General features: G+C 72.3%; 17 protein-coding genes. 11 read left to right on the top strand and 6 right to left on the bottom strand.

What is annotated here, in order from left to right; all coding sequences use genetic code 11:
• Positions 1 to 27 precede the first annotated feature (27 nt).
• From IE096_RS05275 to IE096_RS05290, 4 genes are read left to right on the top strand one after another with little or no spacing between them, the layout of a single operon-like run.
• Positions 28 to 1,131, top strand: coding sequence for an aliphatic sulfonate ABC transporter substrate-binding protein (locus tag IE096_RS05275; RefSeq protein WP_189448791.1), 1,104 nt, complete (start codon positions 28 to 30; stop codon positions 1,129 to 1,131).
• A gap of 55 nt (positions 1,132 to 1,186) precedes the next feature.
• Positions 1,187 to 1,999 carry an ABC transporter ATP-binding protein gene (locus IE096_RS05280; protein WP_229819930.1) on the top strand — a complete coding sequence of 271 codons (813 nt, stop codon included), beginning with the start codon at positions 1,187 to 1,189 and terminating at the stop codon, positions 1,997 to 1,999.
• Positions 1,986 to 2,918: an ABC transporter permease gene (locus tag IE096_RS05285; protein ID WP_229819931.1), complete on the top strand. Its 933-nt coding sequence runs from the start codon at positions 1,986 to 1,988 to the stop codon at positions 2,916 to 2,918. Before IE096_RS05280 ends, IE096_RS05285 begins: the two co-directional genes overlap by 14 nt.
• An 11-nt stretch (positions 2,919 to 2,929) precedes the next feature.
• Positions 2,930 to 3,694: a sirohydrochlorin chelatase gene (locus tag IE096_RS05290; RefSeq protein WP_229819932.1), complete on the top strand. Its 765-nt coding sequence runs from the start codon at positions 2,930 to 2,932 to the stop codon at positions 3,692 to 3,694.
• Here IE096_RS05290 and IE096_RS31770 read toward each other — a convergent pair.
• A complete protein-coding gene (locus tag IE096_RS31770; RefSeq protein ID WP_268248278.1) occupies positions 3,684 to 3,812 on the bottom strand; it encodes a hypothetical protein in 129 nt (42 codons plus the stop codon). The two genes, IE096_RS05290 and IE096_RS31770, sit on opposite strands and share 11 nt — an antisense overlap.
• Positions 3,813 to 3,869: 57 nt before the next feature.
• On the opposite strand from IE096_RS31770, the gene IE096_RS05295 reads away from it, so the two are divergent.
• A complete protein-coding gene (locus IE096_RS05295) occupies positions 3,870 to 6,656 on the top strand; it encodes an NACHT domain-containing protein (protein WP_189448794.1) in 2,787 nt (928 codons plus the stop codon).
• Here the strand turns inward: IE096_RS05295 and IE096_RS05300 are convergent.
• Complete coding sequence (locus IE096_RS05300; protein ID WP_189448795.1) at positions 6,653 to 7,285, bottom strand: LysE family translocator; 633 nt, start codon at positions 7,283 to 7,285, stop codon at positions 6,653 to 6,655. The genes IE096_RS05295 and IE096_RS05300 overlap by 4 nt on opposite strands.
• A gap of 209 nt (positions 7,286 to 7,494) precedes the next feature.
• Here IE096_RS05300 and IE096_RS05305 point away from each other — a divergent pair, with 209 nt between their 5' ends.
• A complete protein-coding gene (locus IE096_RS05305) occupies positions 7,495 to 8,361 on the top strand; it encodes a phosphotransferase enzyme family protein (RefSeq protein ID WP_229819933.1) in 867 nt (288 codons plus the stop codon).
• Positions 8,362 to 8,387: 26 nt separating this feature from the next.
• On the opposite strand, the gene IE096_RS05310 is transcribed toward IE096_RS05305, so the two are convergent.
• Complete coding sequence (locus tag IE096_RS05310) at positions 8,388 to 9,326, bottom strand: zinc metalloprotease (RefSeq protein ID WP_229819934.1); 939 nt, start codon at positions 9,324 to 9,326, stop codon at positions 8,388 to 8,390.
• A gap of 187 nt (positions 9,327 to 9,513) precedes the next feature.
• On the opposite strand from IE096_RS05310, the gene IE096_RS05315 reads away from it, so the two are divergent.
• The 3 genes from IE096_RS05315 to IE096_RS05325 all read left to right on the top strand — a co-directional run bounded on the left by IE096_RS05315 (position 9,514) and on the right by IE096_RS05325 (position 10,681).
• A complete protein-coding gene (locus IE096_RS05315; protein WP_189448800.1) occupies positions 9,514 to 9,828 on the top strand; it encodes a hypothetical protein in 315 nt (104 codons plus the stop codon).
• Positions 9,829 to 9,845: 17 nt separating this feature from the next.
• Entirely contained in the window at positions 9,846 to 10,355 is a 510-nt protein-coding gene (locus IE096_RS05320; protein ID WP_189448802.1) for a metallophosphoesterase family protein, read from the top strand.
• A 125-nt stretch (positions 10,356 to 10,480) separates the two neighbouring features.
• Complete coding sequence (locus IE096_RS05325; RefSeq protein WP_189448804.1) at positions 10,481 to 10,681, top strand: hypothetical protein; 201 nt, start codon at positions 10,481 to 10,483, stop codon at positions 10,679 to 10,681.
• Positions 10,682 to 10,732: 51 nt separating this feature from the next.
• Here the strand turns inward: IE096_RS05325 and IE096_RS05330 are convergent, their stop codons facing one another.
• The 3 genes from IE096_RS05330 to IE096_RS05340 all read right to left on the bottom strand — a co-directional run bounded on the left by IE096_RS05330 (position 10,733) and on the right by IE096_RS05340 (position 13,837).
• Positions 10,733 to 11,611 carry a DUF4190 domain-containing protein gene (locus IE096_RS05330; protein ID WP_189448805.1) on the bottom strand — a complete coding sequence of 293 codons (879 nt, stop codon included), beginning with the start codon at positions 11,609 to 11,611 and terminating at the stop codon, positions 10,733 to 10,735.
• A gap of 111 nt (positions 11,612 to 11,722) precedes the next feature.
• Entirely contained in the window at positions 11,723 to 12,457 is a 735-nt protein-coding gene (locus IE096_RS05335) for an exonuclease domain-containing protein (protein WP_189448807.1), read from the bottom strand.
• Between the two features lie 129 nt (positions 12,458 to 12,586).
• On the bottom strand, positions 12,587 to 13,837 hold the full coding sequence (locus IE096_RS05340) for a DUF5919 domain-containing protein (RefSeq protein WP_189448810.1): 1,251 nt from the start codon (positions 13,835 to 13,837) through the stop codon (positions 12,587 to 12,589).
• A 284-nt stretch (positions 13,838 to 14,121) separates the two neighbouring features.
• Between IE096_RS05340 and glgX the strand changes: the two genes are divergently transcribed.
• Together glgX and treY are read left to right on the top strand one after the other, a co-directional pair.
• Positions 14,122 to 16,269 carry a glycogen debranching protein GlgX gene (gene glgX, locus IE096_RS05345; protein WP_189448812.1) on the top strand — a complete coding sequence of 716 codons (2,148 nt, stop codon included), beginning with the start codon at positions 14,122 to 14,124 and terminating at the stop codon, positions 16,267 to 16,269.
• A 125-nt stretch (positions 16,270 to 16,394) separates the two neighbouring features.
• A complete protein-coding gene (gene treY / locus IE096_RS05350) occupies positions 16,395 to 18,764 on the top strand; it encodes a malto-oligosyltrehalose synthase (protein ID WP_189448814.1) in 2,370 nt (789 codons plus the stop codon).
• Positions 18,765 to 18,785 lie beyond the last annotated feature (21 nt).

Here is an 18,785-nt window from a genome sequence, read left to right on the forward strand (position 1 = left end):
TATCGCTGAACGAGAGGAACCCCCCTCGTGTCATCCCCCGCTCGCCGGCCACTGCCGGCGCTCGTCGCCGTGCCGCTGCTGGCCCTGGCTCTGGGCGCCTGCGGCTACGGCTCCCAGAAGTCCTCCGGCACCACCGCAGGCCCCGCGGCCGCCACCGGAGCGAAGCTCTCCGCCGGCACCGTGCGCATCGGCTACTTCCCCAACATCACCCACGCCACGCCGCTGGTCGGCGAGCAGGAGGGCATCCTCCAGAAGGAGCTGGGCACCACCAAGCTCACCTCGACCACCTTCAACGCCGGGCCGTCGGAGATCGAGGCGCTCAACGCGGGCTCCATCGACATCGGCTGGATCGGCCCCTCGCCCGCCATCAACGGCTATGTGAAGTCCAAGGGCCAGAGCCTGCGGATCATCGCCGGCTCGGCCTCCGGCGGGGTGAAGCTCGTGGTCGACCCCAAGAAGATCGGCTCGCTGGAGGACGTCAAGGGCAAGCGGATCGCCACTCCGCAGAAGGGCAACACCCAGGACGTGGCGTTCCTCAACTGGATCTCCGGGCAGGGCTGGAAGGTCGACCCGCAGAGCGGCAAGGGCGACGTCTCCGTCGTCCGCACGGACAACAAGGTGACGCCCGACGCCTTCAAGTCCGGTGCGGTGGACGGCGCGTGGGTGCCCGAGCCGACCGCCTCCAAGCTGGTCTCGGAGGGCGGGAAGGTACTGCTGGACGAGAGCACCCTCTGGCCGGACGGCAAGTTCGTCATCACCAATGTGATCGTGTCGAAGAAGTTCCTCGACGCCCACCCGGACGTCGTCGAGGCCGTGCTGCGGGGCTCGGTGAAGACCAACGCCTGGATCGCCGCGAACCCCGACCGGGCGAAGACCTCGGCCAACGCGGCGCTGAAGAAGCTGTCGGGCAAGGACCTGCCGCCGGAGATCCTCGACCCGGCGTGGCAGTCCATCCGGACGACGGACGACCCGCTGGCCACCACCCTCCAGGCCGAGGCGGACCACGCGGTCAAGGCGGGGCTGCTGGAGAAGCCGGATCTGGCCGGCATCTACGACCTGGCCCCGCTCAACAAGGTCCTGGCGGCCGAGGGCAGGCCCACGGTCGACGCGGCGAAGCTCGGCAGGCAGTGACGTGTACGCGGCAGTAGGGGCTCGTATGCCCGCTCCCCGACCAGGAGGTGACCGGATGGCACCGGCACTGAGCACGAATACGTCCGCCACGACCGCGTCCGCCACGGCCGCCGTCGGCGAGGACCGGGCACCGGCGACGGGCGTCCGGATCGACCACGTCCACAAGAGCTACGACGGCCGTTCGGTACTCGACGACATCACCCTCGACGTCCGCCCCGGGGAGTTCGTGTGCCTGCTGGGCGCCTCGGGCTGCGGCAAGTCGACGCTGCTGAACCTGGTGGCCGGCCTGGACCGGCCGTCGGCAGGCACCATCGAGGTGCCCGGCGGCCGCCCGGCGCTGATGTTCCAGGAGCACGCGCTGTTCCCGTGGCTGACGGCGGGCCGCAACATCGAGCTGGCCCTGCGGCTGCGCGGCGTGCCGAGGGCGGAGCGCCGGGCGGAGGCGGAGCGGCTGCTCCGGCTCGTCCGGCTGGGCGGCTCGTACGGCAAGCGCGTGCACGAGCTGTCGGGCGGGATGCGGCAGCGCGTCGCGCTGGCGCGGGCCCTGGCGCAGGACAGCCGGGTGCTGCTGATGGACGAGCCGTTCGCCGCGCTCGACGCCATCACCCGGGACGTGCTCCACCACGAGCTGACGCGCATCTGGTCGGAGACCTCGCTGTCGGTGCTGTTCGTCACCCACAACGTCCGGGAGGCGGTGCGGCTCGGCCAGCGGGTGGTGCTGCTGTCGTCCCGGCCGGGGCGGGTGGTGCGGGAGTGGACGGTGGACATCCCGCAGCCGCGCCGGATCGAGGACGCGGCGGTGGCCGACCTGTCGGTCGAGATCACGGAAGAGCTCCGGGGGGAGATCCGCCGCCATGGCAGGGACTGAGACCGAACGCCCCCGGACGGGAGAGGGCTCCCGGGCCGGGGATCTCGCGGGCGGGGATCTCGCAGGTGGGGATCTCGCGGGCCTGGAGGCCGGCCTCGACGCCCTCGACGCGGTGCCGGTGAAGCGGACGCCGCTGCGGGAAGTGCTGCTGCGCAAGGTGCTGCCGCCCGTGGCGGCCGTCGTCCTGGTGCTGGTGGTGTGGAAGCTGCTGGTCCTGGCGGGGGTCACGGACGACTACAAGCTCCCCGACCCGTCGGCGGTGTGGGGCGCCCTGCGCCGGCTGTGGCTGGAGGGCACGCTCTTCGGCATCGTCTGGACCAGCGTCTCGCGCGGCCTGCTCGGCTTCCTCGCCGCCCTCGCCATCGGCACGCCGCTGGGACTGCTGGTGGCCAGAGTGCCGCTGATACGGGCGGCGCTGGGCCCGGTCCTGTCCGGGCTCCAGTCCCTCCCGTCGGTGGCCTGGGTGCCGGCGGCCGTCATCTGGCTGGGCATCACGGACTCGGCGATGTACGCGGTGATCCTGCTGGGTGCCGTGCCGTCCATCGCCAACGGCCTGGTCTCCGGCATCGACCAGGTGCCCCCGCTGTACCTGCGCGCGGGCCGCACGATGGGCGCGACGGGCGCGCGGGGGGCGTGGCACGTGCTGCTGCCGGCGGCCCTGCCCGGATACCTCGCCGGGCTGAAGCAGGGCTGGGCCTTCTCGTGGCGATCGCTGATGGCGGCGGAACTCATCGCGTCCTCGCCGGACCTGGGCCTGGGCCTGGGCCAGTACCTGGAGAACGCCCGCACGGACTCGGACATGCCGGGGGTGCTGCTGGGCATCGTCCTGATCCTGTTCGTCGGCATCGCCATCGACCTGATCGTCTTCAGCCCGCTGGAGCGCAGGGTGCTGCGCTCGCGCGGCCTGGCGACGCGGTAGGGGCGCTGCTCGTGGTCCTCCTCCTCATCGCCCACGGCAGCCGCGACCCCCGGCACGCGGCGACGGTCGCCGCGCTGCGGCAGGCGGTCGCGGGGCGCCGGCCGGGGCTGCGCGTGGAGGTCGGCTTCCTGGACTTCTGCGCGCCGAGCGTGCCGCGCGTGCTGGAACGGCTGGCGGCGGAGGGCGTCGGGGAGGTGGTGGCGGTTCCGCTGCTGCTGACACGGGCGTTCCACGCGAAGGCGGACATTCCGGCGGTGCTGGCGGGCGCGGCAGCCCGGCTGCCTGAGCTGACCGTCCACCAGGCGCCCGTCCTGGGCCCGTCGTCCCTGCTGACGGACGCGCTGGAACGACGGCTGCGGCAGGCCGGGGTACGGGACGCCGACCGGAGCTCGACCGGGGTCGTCCTGGCCTCGGCGGGCTCATCGGACCCGGAGGCGATCGCGGTGATCGCAGAAATCGCGCGGGAGTGGCGGCACGCGAGTGGTTGGTGTGCCGTGCGACCCGCGTTCGCCTCCGCTTCCACCTCCACCTCCTTCCCGAGGACGGAGGACGCGGTGCGCGCGCTGCGGCGCGCCGAGGGCGTACGGCGCGTGGCGGTCGCGCCGTACGTCCTGGCCCCGGGCCGGCTGCCGGACCGCATCGCGGCGGGGGCGCGGGGGGCCGATTTCGTCGCGGACGTACTGGGGCCGGCCCCGGAGGTGGCGGCGCTGGTGCTGCGGCGGTACGGGGAGGCGGCACGGGTGGCGCCTCGGTTGGCTGTGGCCGCTACCGGGTGAGCAGGGCGAGGACGTTGACGAAGGCGGTCAGGAGCGCGGCGCGGTCGGCGGGGGTGGTGTCGGTGCGGGACAGGATCGCGGCGAACGCTGTGATGAGGGTGAGCAGTTCGAGGGTCATGGGCTGAACTTCCGCGATTCCGCGTTCGTCGGCGTTCGCGCGTATGAAGATGAACGGATGGGTGCGGATTCGGGGGCGCTGGGGGAACTGGCCGCGCGATTGCGCCGGTTGCGGTTCGAGCGCGGCCTGACGCATGTGGCGCTGGAGCGACGGGCGGGGCTCGGGCACACGACCGTCAGCCAGACCCTCAACGGGCGGAAGGTGCCGACGGAGGGCACGGTGGTGGCCCTCGCCAAGGCCCTGGGCGCCGACCCGGGCCCGCTGCTGGTGCTGCGGGAGAGAGCGGCGGAGGAGATCGTCGAGGCCGCTGTCCGGGCGGATGACATCCCGTTCGAAGAACGGTACTGCCGCTACGTCGTCGAGCGGCACAGCGATCTCACCGTCGTCGGCCTCGATCTGCGGGGATCCCATGCGGCGAGCTGGCCGCTGGAGCCCGCCTACGTCAGCCTGGAACTGACGAGCAGGCGCGACGGCTCCCTCACCGTCGTCGAACGTGCCGAGAAGGCCCTGGCCGGGCAGCAGCGAGCGCTGATCCGCGGGCTCGCGGGCAGCGGCAAGACCACGCTCGTCCAATGGCTTGCCGTCACCTCCGCCCGGCGTGGGAGCATCCCCTTCGTCATCCCCCTGCGCAGGCTCGACCTCAAGAGCGCCCCACCCGCTCCGGACCGTTTCCTGGAAGCCATCAGGTGCCCGCTCGCCCCGGCGCAGCCGCCGGACTGGGCGGACCGGGTCCTCAAGAGCGGGCGGGGGCTGTTGCTCGTCGACGGCATCGACGAGGTGCCCGCCCATCGGCGCGAAGAGACGAAGGAGTGGCTCCGCGACCTGATCGCGGCCTACCCCCGTGCGAGTTTCCTGGTCACCACGCGGCCGACAGCCGTACCCGAACGGTGGCTCGAAGTGGCGGGGTTCGCGGAGCTGACCGTACGGCCGATGAACCGGAAGGACGTCCTCGTCTTCGCCACGCGGTGGCACACGGCGGCCCGTACCGAGCCCGAACTCGAAGAGCGCTTCAAGGATGCCGTAAGGGCCCAGCGGCCCCTGGCCCAGTTGGCGACGACCCCGCTGATGTGCGCCCTGCTGTGCGCGCTCCACCGCGACCGCCGGGGCCGTCTGCCCCGGAGCCGGATGGAACTGTACGAGGCGGCGCTGGCCATGCTGCTGAGCCGGAGGGACGACGAGCGGGGCATCGAGGCACCCGAGGGGATCAGCCTCACACAGCACGAGGCGGTCCAGCTGCTGCAACGGCTGGCGTACTGGCTCATCCGCAACAGCCAGGCGGAGATGGAGGAGAGGACCGCCCTGGCCGTTCTCGAAGACGTTCTTCCCGCCATGCCGACCGTCGCGGGGCAGGGCGACGCCCGGCGGGTCCTCACCCACCTGGTCTCCCGGTGCGGGCTGCTGCGCAGACCGACGGCGGACACCATCGACTTCGTCCACCGCACGTTCCAGGACTACCTCGGCGCGAAGGCCGCCGTGGAGGGGCACGACCTCGGACTGCTGGTGCGGAACGCCCACGACGACCAGTGGGAGGACGTCGTCCGGATGGCCGTGGCCCACGCGCGGCCGGCGGAGCGGGCGACGCTGCTGCGCCAGCTCATGGCACGCGGCGATCAGGCCGCCGATCACCGGACGCGGCTGCACCTGCTCGCCATGGCCTGCCTGGAGCAGGCCACGGAGCTGGACCCGGAGGTGCGGGCGAAGGTGGAGCAGCGGGCGGCGGAGCTGGTGCCGCCAAGGCGCTATGCCGAGGCCAATAAACTGGCCATGGTGGGGCCGGTGATCCTCGATCTGCTGCCAGGTCCGCAGGGGCTGCCGGAGAAGGAGGCGGAAGCTGTCGTCCGCACGGCGGCGGACGTCGGCGGGGACGCCGCTCTCGCCTTGCTCAAGCGGTATCGCGGCTGTCGCGCCCCGCGCGTCATCAGCACACTGTCGGCGAGCTGGGACTCGTTCGACACCGAGGAGTTCGCGGAAGAGATCCTCAACCATCTGCCGGCCGAGTGCCCCGTCACCGTCCGCAGCCGCGCTGCTCTGGAACTCGTGCCAGACCTCCCGCAGCAGTCGGATATCCGCTTCTTCGGAGAATTCTCCGCAGAAGAAATCCTGGCGGCGGTCGCTCCGGACCGGTTGACGAGCATCAGCTTGTCCGCCAACCAGCGGCTGAACGATGTGGCCTTCCTCCGGTGCCTGCCGAGGCTGCGCAGGCTCTCCCTGGTCAGGTGCTCCGAGATCACCGACTTGTCGCCGCTCGACGGGCTGCCGCTCACCACGCTGCTGATCCACGACACTCGCCCGCACGACCTGCGTCGCGTGGCCGAGCTGCCGGAGCTGGAGGAGCTGAACCTCGACCTCCCCGTGCGCCGGTCGCACACCTCGTCGCTGCCCGCCATGCCCAAATTGCGGAGGCTCTACGTATGGCAGCGGAAAGCGTCACGATCCCTGACGGGACTGGAGGCGTTCGACGGGCTGGAATATCTCTCCATCAACGCCCCCAGATTCCCTGATGGGGATCGCGAAGAGCTCACGCGTCTCCCACGACTGACTCGCTTGGTGATCGTCGAGCAGGACATGTTCCGGCTCGCCATGGGTCCCGTACTCCCCCAGGTACGGGAACTCACGCTCGTACGTCCCTCGCACCCTGTCGACCTGACACCCGTGGGCAAGGTCTTCCCGGGCCTCCGGCTGCTCAGGCTCTCCTGCCACTGGTCGCATCAAACGGTCGTCGACCTGAGCACCCTCGCCACCATCGACCACCCCGACGTCGTCATCGCGGAGGCCAAAGACGTCCTGAACCTGGACCTCTTCCCGCCCGGCAAGGTCACCGTCGTCCCCGGCCCCCGCTATTAACCCTCCACCGCCGTCCCCACCCCCAGCGCCACCAGCACCCCGCCCGTGGTCCGCTCAAGGTTGCGGTGTACCCGGGGCCGGCGGAGCCAGCCCAGCAAGCGGGTGGCGCCCGCCGCCACCAACAGCAGCCAGACGCCCGCGACCGCCGCGTCGACCGCGCCGAACAGCAGCGTCGTGCCCAGCGCCGATCCCCCGCCCTCCGGGAGGAACTGCGGCACGACGGCCACGAAGAAGACCCCCACCTTGGGGTTGAGCAGACAGCTCAGCAGCCCCTGACGGAACGCCTCGCCCGCCGCCGGAGCCCGCCCGCCCTCGTCCGGCACCTCCACCGCCGCGGCGCCCGCCCGCCGCTGGGCCCACAGCACCTGCGCCCCCAGAAAGACGAGGTACGCCGCCCCCGCCAGCCTGACGGCCGTGAAGGCCGCGTCCCAGCGCTGGAGCGCCGCCGCCAGGCCGAGGGCGGCGGCGATGCCCCAGGCGAGGGAGCCGGCCGCCGCGCCGAGCGCGGTCGCGCTGCCCGTGCGGCGGCCGCCGCGCAGGCAGTTGCGCAGCACGAGCAGGGTGTCCGGGCCCGGGGCCATGGCCACCAGCAGGGAGAAGAGGGCGAAGCCGAGTATCGCGGCGGTCATGGGCGAAAGCTCCTCTCGCAAGATCACGCAGAACGTGGGGGGAGCTTATCGAGACGGCCGCCGTGCCCCGTGGGGGTTGGGCACGGCAGCCGATGGGACGCGACCGTACCAGGGGTTACGTGATCGGCCGAACTCCGGCGTGTCCGGATACCACCGCCCATGAGGGAGACTGGCGGCATCCTGGAGAGCGGATAAGCGGAAGGAACGGCGTGGCATTCACCGAACAGCGGGCACGGGAACTCCTCGCGGAGGCGGGCACCCCGCTCCCGGCGGCCGGCGCCGAGTTGCTGGCCCTCGGCGAGAACGCGGTGTTCGCCGCGGACGGTCTCGTCGCGAAGGTGGGCCGGGACGCGTCCCTCGTGGAGCGCGCCACCCGTGAGCTGCGGATCGCCGCCTGGCTCGCGGAGGCGGGCGTGCCGGCGGTGCGGGCGGCGGAGCCCGAGGTGCTGGTGGCCGACGGGCATCCCGTGACGCTCTGGCACCGGCTCCCGGCGGCGGAGCGCCCTGCCGGTCCCGCCGATCTGGCCGGGCTCCTCCGGCAGGTGCACGCTCTCCCCGAGCCCGGGTTCGGGCTGCCGCGGCGCGATCTGCTGGGCGGCGTCGAGCGGTGGCTGCGGCTGGCCGGGACGGCGATCGACCCGGCCGACGCCGATTATCTGCGCGAGCGCCGCGACGGCTTCGCCGCCGCGGCCGCCGCCCTCACCCCGCACCTGACGCCGGGGGCGATCCACGGCGACGCCCTGCCGCGCAATGTCCACATCGGGCCCGACGGTCCCGTACTCGTCGACCTGGAGACCTTCGCCTCGGACCTGCGCGAGCACGACCTGGTGGTGATGGCCCTCAGCAAGGACCGGTACGGGCTGGACCCGGACGCCTATCACTCCTTCGTCCACGCCTACGGCTGGGACGTCCGGGAGTGGGAGGGCTGCGCCGTGCTGCGCGGGGCCCGGGAGACGGCGAGCTGCGCCTGGGTGGCCCAGCACGCGCCGGGCAATCCGGCCGCCCTCGCGGAGTTCCGCCGCCGGGTCGCCTCCCTCCGCGACAACGACCCGGCGGTGCGCTGGTATCCCTTCTGACCGGCCGTCCTTTTCGGTTGGCGCGGCTACGCGCTGAGGAACGAGGAGCGAGGTCCGTCGAGGGTGGCGTTCATGCGGGCCAGCTGGCCCTCCGTGAACATGAACATGGCCGCGTCGTCGACGTAGTCCATGTAGTTCATGAACATGTCGCCATCGGGTGCGTTCTTGCACGTGACGCGGGGGAAGTTCGGCTTGCCGAAGTTGGGCCCGCCCTGGTTGGGGGTGTCGGCCACGAAGTCGGTGCCGTTGCAGGCCGTGCCGTCGTCGCCCCAGATGTGGAAGAGGTTCAGCCAGTGGCCCACTTCATGGGTCGCGGTGCGGCCCAGGTTGAAGGGTGCCGTCGCGGTCCCGGTGGTGCCGAACGCGGAGTGGAGGATGACCACGCCGTCGGTGGCGGCCGGTCCGCCGGGGAACTGCGCGTACCCGAGCAGCCCGCCGCCCAGTTCACAGGACCACAGGTTGAGGTAGCGGTCGGTGGGCCACGGGTCCTGGCCGCCGGTCGCCGTCGACTTCACGGCGTCGTCGGTGCCGAAACTCGCGGTCGCGGTCTGGGTGCGGGTGATGCCGTTGGTCGGCGCCCCGGACGGGTCGGTGGTGGCCAGCTGGAACTCGATGTCGCAGTCGGCCACCCGTGCCTGCCAGACGGCCGGGACGCCGGAGACGTCCGCATTGGTCTTGCGGTAGTCCCGGTTGAGGGCCTCGATCTGGCTGGCGACCTGTGCGTCGTCGATGTTCTGCGCGCCGTTCTGGTGCACGACGTGGACGACGACCGGGATGAGGGTCACTCCGGAACGCGTGGTCCGCTCGTGCCCCTTCTCGTAGGCGAAGGCCTTGTTCTCGAGGTCCGCACGCGCCCCCGCGTACGGAGCGTGTTCCGTGAGCAGTCTGCGGTGGACTTCCATGGTCCCGCACAGCAGGCTCTCGGGTGACCTCTCGGATGTGGCGTTCTGCCGGTTCTCGGGCATGCGGCACCTCCTCTGACCGCCGTCAGACGCGGCGAGTTACGGGAGAGAGTCGGGCCCGATGGCGTCTACGGTAGACCCGTAGAACGTGGAAAGAGACGGATATACCGGAATTCAATTCCAACCGTATGTCAACCTTCCGGATCCCGCCATTCAGGTGAATCCGGGTGATTGCTGAGGTGTTTGAGGAATGAACGAGCCACCCCCGGCTCTCTTCCGGAGCTGGATCCATTCCCGCGAAGAGGACTCTGCCGACATCTCCGTCTACCGGCCCGCCGACCATCCCTTCCCGCCCTCGCGAGGGCGGGAAGGGATGGAGTTCGCCGCCGACGGAACCTTCGTCGACCACCCCATCGGGCGCGGTGACGCCCCCGATTCCGTGCCCGGCGTCTGGCAGACCAAGGACGGCGTCCGGCTGACGATCTCCTTCCCGGCGGCCGGGCGGCCCGGACGGGAGCTGGAGATCGTCTCCTGCGACGAGAGCGCGCTCAGGGTACGGGGCTAGGGGCCGGGGTCGGGTTCATGCGGTTGCTCCTGACGTCCGACACCCACCTGCCCACCCGGGCCCGGAAGGTGCCGCCACCCCTTCTGGAGGCGATGGACCGGGCCGACGTCGTCCTCCACGCCGGGGACTGGACCGACATCGCGACCCTGGAGCTGTTCACCGCCCGCGCCCGCCGTCTCATCGCCGTCCACGGCAACAACGACGGCCCCGATCTGCGCGCCCGGCTGCCCGAGATCGCCCACGCCGAGCTCGGCGGACTGCGCTTCACGATCGTCCACGAGACGGGCCCGGCGCGCGGCCGCGAGGAACGCTGCGCCGAACGTTTTCCGGCCACCGACGTGCTGGTCTTCGGCCACAGCCACATCCCCTGGGACACCACCGCCCCCGGCGGCCTGCGCCTGCTGAACCCCGGCTCGCCCACCGACCGGCGCCGGCAGCCCTACCGCACGTACATGACCGCTCGTGCGGACGGCGGCGAGCTCACCGAAGTGACGCTGCACCGCATCGAGGCGGCGGAGGCGAAATAGGGACCGCGGTCGAGGGAGGGACCGCCGTTTCGTCGGCACCGCATGTGTGACCGGCGCCCGGGTACCCGGGGGGCCCGCCGCATCCGCGTAGTGGGTGCGCGCTCATGACCACGGAGGTGGCCGATATGGCTCGGCAGCAGCCCAGGAAGACGTCCGGGGACCCTTACGGGCGGGCACGCGACGGGAAGCCTTCCGGGCGCCGCAAGGCCGTTCCCCGGGACATGCAGGACCAGCAGGCGGGCACCGAGAACGTCAAGAACCTCGGCGAGCGGACCGGCGGTACGGGCGGCTCCGGGGAACCGCGGACGGACGAGCCCCCGGACTGAACACCGGGCTGAACCCTGGACTCAACCCCGGCGCAGCCGGCGCCCGACCGCTCAAGAGGTGGGGCCGGACCAGTAGGCGTACGGCAACCGCTTCCCATCGGGGCTGAACTCGACCTCGGCCTTGCCGGCCGCGTCGGACGGCAGCGAGAAGGCGTACTTGCCGACGGCTTCCTTGCCGGGCAGGACGTAGCCGGTGATGACCTTCTGGCGTCCGCTTCCGTCGATCACCAGCTCCGTGGAGGCCCCGTTGGCGTCGTTGACGTTGGGCAGCCCCGACTCGACCGCGATCCGCTCCGTGCCGGTGTTGACGACGGTGACCGTCACCTGCACGGCCTTGTTCCCCTCCGCGTGGCCGAACACGGGCTCACGCGGCTCGAACGGCTGCGGCTTGGCCACCGTGACCTTCAGACCGTTCTCGAACGTGTACGACTGACCGAACGACAGGTGCCTGGCCCTCTCCTCCGCCTTCTCCTTCTCTTCCTCGGCGGCGGCCGCCGCCTTCGCCCGCTCGGCCTTCGCACGGCCGTCGTCGGCGACCTCCTTCGCCACCACCACGAAGAACACGCCGACGCCGGCCGATATCAGGAGACCGGCCGCGCCCGTGATCACCCCGGCCAGCGCCATCGCCTTATTGGTCGCCAGGCCCCTGCGCGCGTAGCCGAGTCCGACGAAGCCGAAGACCACCGCCAGCAGGGCCGGCAGCCAGGACAGCCAGAACAGGATGACCGTCAGGCCGAGGACCACGCCGGTGATACCGAGGACCAGGGCCGTGATGCCCATGCCGTTGTTGCGCGCCTGGGGCACGGGTATCGGGTACGGCGGCCAGTACGCCGGGGCGGGTTCCGCCGGGCGGGGGCCCCACGGCTCCTGGCCGGCCGACGGCGCCTGGTCCACAGGATTCCGGTCGCCGGGCGGAGTGGGCATGCTCATGCAAGGTCCTTCAGGCAGGTCGAATCGGCGGATCAACGACATTACCAGCCGGTTTTACCGTTTCCTTACCTATAAGGGGGCGACTGGGCCCGGCCCCTACAAGGGGGCGGCTCAGCGCAGCGGCCACGTTCCCTCCACCACCGCCTCCGGATTCCCCTGCCGCCGCAGCCACTTCTGATAGTCGGCCGCCCACTCCCCGTACCACCGCGTCTGATCGCGGTGCAGCTCCCACAGGTCGGCCGCCGCGATGTGCGCGTACCGCCCGGCTATCGCGCGCGCCACGCGCACGGCCGCCAGGGCGTCCGCGCCCGCCTCGTGCGCCCCGTCGAGCACGACCCCGTACTCCCGGCAGGCGGCGGCCAGCGTGCGCCGGCCCTTGCGGAAGCGGTCGACGGCACGGTCGATGGTGAGGGGATCGACGACCGGGCCCACGACCGCCGGCGCGCCCGCACCGTCCCCGCCCAGCCGCTCGGCGCCCAGCCGCTCGGTCAGCGACCGCAGGCCGTACCGCTCCAGCTCGGCCGAGAGCAGGCTCAGGTCGAAGGCCGCGTTGTACGCGATGACCGGCACGCCCATCGACCAGTGGCCGGCCAGGGCGGTGGCCACCTCCTCCGCCACCTCGCGCGCGGGCCGCCCGCAGTCGGCGGCCCGCTCGGTCGTGATGCCGTGGATCGCCGTGGCCTCGGCCGGTATCGGCGTGCCCGGGTCGGCCAGCCAGAGCCGGCTCGCGACGACCTCGCCGCCCTTGGTCTCCACGACCGCCGCGGTGACGATCCGGGCCGTCGACGGGTCGGTGCCCGTCGTCTCCAGATCGAAGCCGACCAGACGCTCCTCGTGCCAGGCCATCGCGGTCCCCCCTGTCGGTAGTGCTTCCCCCGTCTGGTCCCCAGCGTCGCACGGCCCACTGACAACGGGCCGCGACCCTGGAACCAGGCGCCGCGAGAGAGGCTGTGAGAGACACCGTGAGGGATCCGCCTACGACACCGGCCTGGAGTCCTCCCACACGCCCTCGAACTCCTCGCGGTAGGTGTCGAAGAGCCCGCCGTCCGCGTCGGGGCGCCCCTCCCGGAGCACGCCCCGGCCGTGGCCGCCGCGCAGGACGAGCACCGGCGACTCCATGCCGCGCGCCTTGCGGAGATAGGACTGCACCACGGCGACCCCGTCCGAGCCGTCGCCGTTGACCAGGTAGGCGGTGAAGCGCGGGGTCTCGTCGAAGACGCGGATCTCGAAGGAGGACGCGTCCCGGAGCGCGGCGCGCACCCGCCGCATGTGGATGATGTTCATCTCCACGGACCGGCTCATCTCGCCCTTCTTGATCCCCAGTTCCCGCTCCCGGCGGCGCACGGCGCTGCTGGCGGGGTTGAGGAAGAGCAGCCGGGTGCGGCAACCGGCCTCGGCGAGGCGGACCATGCGCCGTCCGGAGTAGTTCTGGACGAGGAGGTTCAGGCCTATGCCGACGGCGTCGAGGCGGCGGGCGCTGCCGAAGAGGTCCTCGACGGGCAGCTGGCGCTGGAGCCGCACCCGGTCGGGGTGGACGCCGACGACGTCGGCGTAGCGGTCGCCGACGAGGTCCTCGACGGCGTCGATGGGCAGCCGGTCGCCGGAGGAGGCGCCCGCGCCGCTGCCGCTGCCGAGGATGTCCAGCAGCCTGGCCGAGGCGCGTTCGGCCTGGGCGAGGACGGTCTGGGAGAGCGCCCGGTTGCGGGAGACGACGTTGCGGGCCACCTCGAGCTCGTCCAGTACGAGTTCGAGCTCGCGCCGGTCGTCGAGGTAGGGCTCGAAGCACGGCCAGTGCTGGACGACCAGCTCGCGCAGCTGGGGCAGGGTGAGGAAGCTGAGGACGTTGTCGTCGGCCGGGTCGAGCAGATAGCCCTTGCGGCGGCTGACCTCGCGGACGGCGACGGCGCGCTGCACCCATTCCTGGCCGGCCGGGCCGGCGGCCGCGACGACCCATTCCTCCTCGCCGTGGACGGGCTCGTAGACCGGGCGCAGCACGGCGGCGACGACGGCGCGGAGCCGCTGCTCGACCAGGTTGAGCCATATGTAGGCACGCCCCGCCCGGCGGGCGCGTGTGCGCACCTCGCCCCAGGCTTCGGCGCCCCAGTCCAGTTCCGCCCCGATCTCCCTCGGGCGGGTCAGGGAGACCACGCCCGGAGGGGTGTCGGACGTGCCGTCCTCTTCCGGACAGCCGTCCCCAGGGGGCAGCTCCAGCCCGCCCGAGCTCACCAGCGCACCGCCTTCCGCCCCCGCTCCCAATGATCAAGGCAGACTACTGCGCGGGCGGGAGGGGGTGCACGCGCGTCCGTCGGGCCTGCGGTCAACTCTGCCGTCGGACGTGCCGGTTGTCCGATACCCGGGCGCCGGACGTGATCTGATTCATAGCCAGAAGTAGCCGGACGGGTGGCGGAAGGCTGCTGTCACCCGCTCGGCGGAGCCCTCGGGGCGGGCGGCGGACCGGCTTTTGCGGAAGATCTGCGGAAAGCGCGGCCGGGGGTGGAAGACTTCTGGGCATGCAGGTCTGGCCGGGACAGGCGTACCCCCTCGGTGCCACGTACGACGGCGCCGGAACCAATTTCGCGGTCTTCTCGGAGGCCGCCGAACGGATCGAGTTGTGCCTCTTGCACGAGGACGGCTCGGAGACGGCGGTGGAGCTGCGGGAGACGGACGCGTTCGTATGGCACGCCTACCTCCCGGGGGTGATGCCGGGTCAGCGGTACGGCTTCCGGGCGCACGGCCCGTACGAGCCGCGGCGCGGTCTGCGCTGCAACTCCGCCAAGCTGCTGCTCGACCCGTACGCGAAGGCCGTGAGCGGGGCGGTGGACTGGGGGGAGGCGGTCTACGGCTATCCCTTCGGGCGGCCGGAGAAGCGCAATGACATGGACTCGGCACCGCACATGATGACTTCGGTGGTGGTCAATCCGTACTTCGACTGGGGGGACGACCGGCCGCCCCGGACGGAGTACCACCGCACGGTCATCTACGAGGCCCATGTGAAGGGCCTGACGATGCGCCACCCGGAGCTGCCGGAGGAGATCCGGGGGACGTACGCCGCGCTGGCGCATCCGGCGGTGATCGGGCATCTGAGGGAGCTGGGGGTCACGGCGATCGAGTTGATGCCGGTCCATCAGTTCGTGCAGGACCACCGGCTGGTGGACGCGGGGCTGGTCAACTACTGGGGCTACAACACCATCGGGTTCTTCGCGCCGCACAACGCGTACGCGTCGTGGGGCGACCGGGGTCAGCAGGTGCTGGAGTTCAAGACGGCGGTGCGGGCGCTGCACGCGGCGGGCATCGAGGTGATTCTGGATGTGGTGTACAACCACACGGCCGAGGGCAATCATCTGGGCCCGACGCTGTCGTTCCGGGGGCTGGACAACGCGTCGTACTACCGGCTGACCGACGATCCGCGCTACTACATGGACACCACCGGCACCGGCAATTCGCTGCTGATGCGGAGCCCGCACGTGCTCCAGCTCATCATGGACTCGCTGCGCTACTGGGTGACCGAGATGCGGGTGGACGGTTTCCGCTTCGACCTGGCGGCGACGCTGGCGCGGCAGTTCCACGAGGTGGACCGGCTGTCGTCGTTCTTCGACCTGGTGCAGCAGGATCCGGTGGTCAGCCAGGTGAAGCTGATCGCGGAGCCGTGGGACGTGGGCGAGGGCGGCTATCAGGTCGGCAACTTCCCGCCCCTGTGGACCGAGTGGAACGGAAAGTTCCGGGACACCGTGCGGGACCTGTGGCGGGGCGAGCCGGCCACCCTGGCGGAGTTCGGCTCCCGGCTGACCGGCTCCTCCGACCTCTACCAGGGCGACAGCAGGCGCCCGCTGGCCTCCGTCAACTTCGTCACCTGCCACGACGGCTTCACCCTCCACGACCTCGTCTCGTACAACACCAAGCACAACGAGGCCAACGGCGAGGACAACCGGGACGGCGAGAGCCACAACCGCTCCTGGAACTGCGGGGCCGAGGGACCGACCGACGACCCGGGCGTCCTGGCCCTGCGCGAGCGGCAGATGCGCAATTTCATCGCCACCCTGATGGTCTCGCAGGGCGTGCCGATGCTCAGCCACGGCGACGAGTTCGCCCGCACCCAGCACGGCAACAACAACGCCTACTGCCAGGACGGCGAGGTGTCCTGGGTGCGCTGGCCGCGCCTCCCGGAGGGGGCGGAGGAGGACGTGGACGAGGAGACGGCACGGGCGCTGCGGATGCTGCGCTTCACCCGCTCGCTGGTCTGGCTCCGCCGCGACCACCCCGTCTTCCGCCGCCGGCGCTTCTTCCACGGGCGGCCGGTGCAGGGCACCCACGACGAACTATCCGATATCGCCTGGTTCACTCCGGAAGGGGAGGAAATGCGGGACAGTGACTGGCAGGTCGCCCACGCCAGGTCCCTGACCGTCTTCCTCAACGGCAGCGCCATCTCCGAGCCCGGGCCCCGGGGCGAGCCGGTGACCGACGACTCCTTCCTGCTGATGTTCAACGCGCACGACCGGCCGCTGGACTTCACCGTCCCCGTCGACCACGGCGCGCAGTGGCAGGTCGTCGTCGACACGGCGCGCCCGGAGGGCGTGGCGGCGGACGGGCCGAAGGTGCGGGCGGGGGAACGGTTGACTCTTGTCGACCGCAGTCTGGCGGTGCTTCAGCGGCCGGCCTAGCGTTCCGGCCGGCGGTCTGGTCACCTGCGGGCCGGTGGGGGCTTGTCGCGCCCACGCGGCGGCAGCCGCAGGTCGACACAGTCTCGCGCCCCTTACAGGGGCGTGCCGTGGGTACGTATGTTCCTGTGAAGCCCGACAGCCACGCGCCGCCTACCGCCACCTACCGGCTCCAGATCCAGCCCGGCTTTCCCTTCGCGGCGGCCGAGCGGGTCGTGCCCCGCCTCGCCGGGCTCGGCGTGTCCCATCTGCACCTCTCCCCCCTCCTGGAGGCCGTCCCCGGCTCCACGCACGGCTACGACGTCGTCGACCACACGGCGGTACGGGCGGAGCTGGGCGGGGAGGACGGGCTGCGCGCCCTGGCCCGTACCGCCCACGCGCACGGGCTGGGGCTGATCGCCGACATCGTGCCCAACCACATGGCCCTGCCCGCCGCCGGACGGCCGGGCGGTCCCCTGTGGCACGTGCTGCGCGACGGCCCGGCCTCCCCGTACGCCCGCTGGTTCGACATCGACTGGGCCGAGCACGGCGGCAAGGTCCTGCTGCCCGTGCTCGCGGGCCGGCTCGGCGACGAGCTGGAACGCTTCACCACCGCCGACGGGGAGCTGCGCTACGGCGACCACGTCCTCCCCCTGCGGCCCGGCACCGAACGCCTCCCGCTGCCCGAGCTGCTCGACGCCCAGTGGTACCGCCCCGCCTGGTGGCGGCTGGCCCGCACCGAGCTCAACTACCGGCGCTTCTTCACCGTCTCCGAGCTGATCGCGGTGCGCGTGGAGGACCCCGAGGTCTTCGCCGCCACCCACGCCACGATCCTGCGCCTGCTGCGCGAGGGCGTCCTCGACGGCCTGCGCGTCGACCACCCGGATGGCCTCGCCGACCCGCCCGCGTATCTGCGGCGGCTGCACGAGGCCACCGGAGGGCGGTGGACGGTCGTCGAGAAGATCCTCGCCGGGGACGAACGGCTGCCCGCCGACTGGCCCGTCGCCGGCACCACCGGCTACGACGCCCTGCGCCGGCTCGACGGCCTGTTCACCGACCCCGCCGGGCTCGGCGAACTCACCGACGCCTACCTCGCCTTCACCGGCTGCCCGCCCGACCGGGGCGGCGACTGGCCCGCGACCGCGCGCCGCGCCGCCCACCGGGTCATCGGCCACGAGCTGGCCGCCGAGACCGAGCGGCTCGTCCGCACCGCCGTCCGGCTCTGCGAGACCTCCCACCGGCTGCGCGACCACGCCCCCTGGGCGCTGCGCACCGCCCTGCGCGAGATCCTCGTCCGGCTGCCCGTCTACCGCCCGTACGTCACGGCGGGCCGGCCCGCCGCGCCCACGGACGCCGCCCTGCTGGAGGAGGCCGCCCGGGGGGCCCGGGGAGCCTTCGCCGTCCCCGAGGAGGCCCGGGCCGTGGAGCTGATCCGCGACGCCGCCCTCGGCCGCCTCGGCGACGGCCCCGACCAGCGGGACTTCTGCGCCCGTTTCGCCCAGACGGCGTCGGCGCTGCGCGCCAAGTCCGTCGAGGACACCGCCTTCTACCGCTACGCGCCCCTGCTGTCGGCGACGGAGGTGGGCGGCACCCCCGACCGGCCGGCGGTCGCTCCGGAGGACTTCCACGCCTTCTGTGCCCGCGCGCAGGACGACCGGCCCCACGGCGGGACCGTCCTGTCCACCCACGACACCAAGCGCAGCGCCGACGCGCGGGCGCGGATCGCCGCGCTGAGCGAGCACCCGGCCGGCTGGGCCCGGCTGATGGACCGGCTGTGGTCCGACTCCCCCGCCCCGGACCCCCACCTGGCGTGGACCGCTTGGCAGAACGCCTTCGCCCTCGGCGAGCCCGACCCCGACCGGCTCGTCCCCGCCGCCCTCAAGGGCGCCCGGGAGGCGGCGCTGCTGACGACGTGGACGGAACCGGACGCGGCGTACGAGGCGGCGGTGGCGGCCTTCGTCACCACCGGCCCCTGCGGGGCGGTGGGCCGGGAGGCCCTGGCCGGGTTCGAGGGCGAGGTCCGGGCCTCCATACGGGCCAACACCCTGGGGGCGGCGCTGCTCCACCTGACGATGCCGGGGGTGCCGGATGTGTACATGGGGACGGAGGGGCTGTACCGGGCGCTCGTCGACCCGGACAACCGGCCGGTCCCTCCCTTCCCCGACGGGACGGAGGACGGGCTCGCCGGCGAGAAGCTCCGGCTGACGCGGTCGGCGCTGCGGCTGCGGCGCGAGCGGCCCGAGTGGTTCGGGGCGGGGGGCTCGTACGTGCCGCTGTACGCGGAGGGCGCGGGCGCCGGGCACGTCGTGGCTTTCACGCGGGCGGCGCGAGTCGTCACCGTGGTGTGCCGGCTGGCGGGACGGCTGGCGGAAGCGGGTGGCTGGCGGGACACGGCCCTGGAGCTGCCCGGGGACGGGACGTGGCGGGATCTGCTGGGGGGCGGGGAGTGGCGGGGGCGGGTGGCGGTCGCGGAGCTGCTGGGGGCGGCGCCGGTGGCGCTGCTGGTTTCCGGGGGCTGATGTCGGCCCGTCCGGGGAAAA

This window comes from Streptomyces abikoensis (genome assembly GCF_014648775.1).
Lineage (GTDB): Bacteria > Actinomycetota > Actinomycetes > Streptomycetales > Streptomycetaceae > Streptomyces > Streptomyces abikoensis.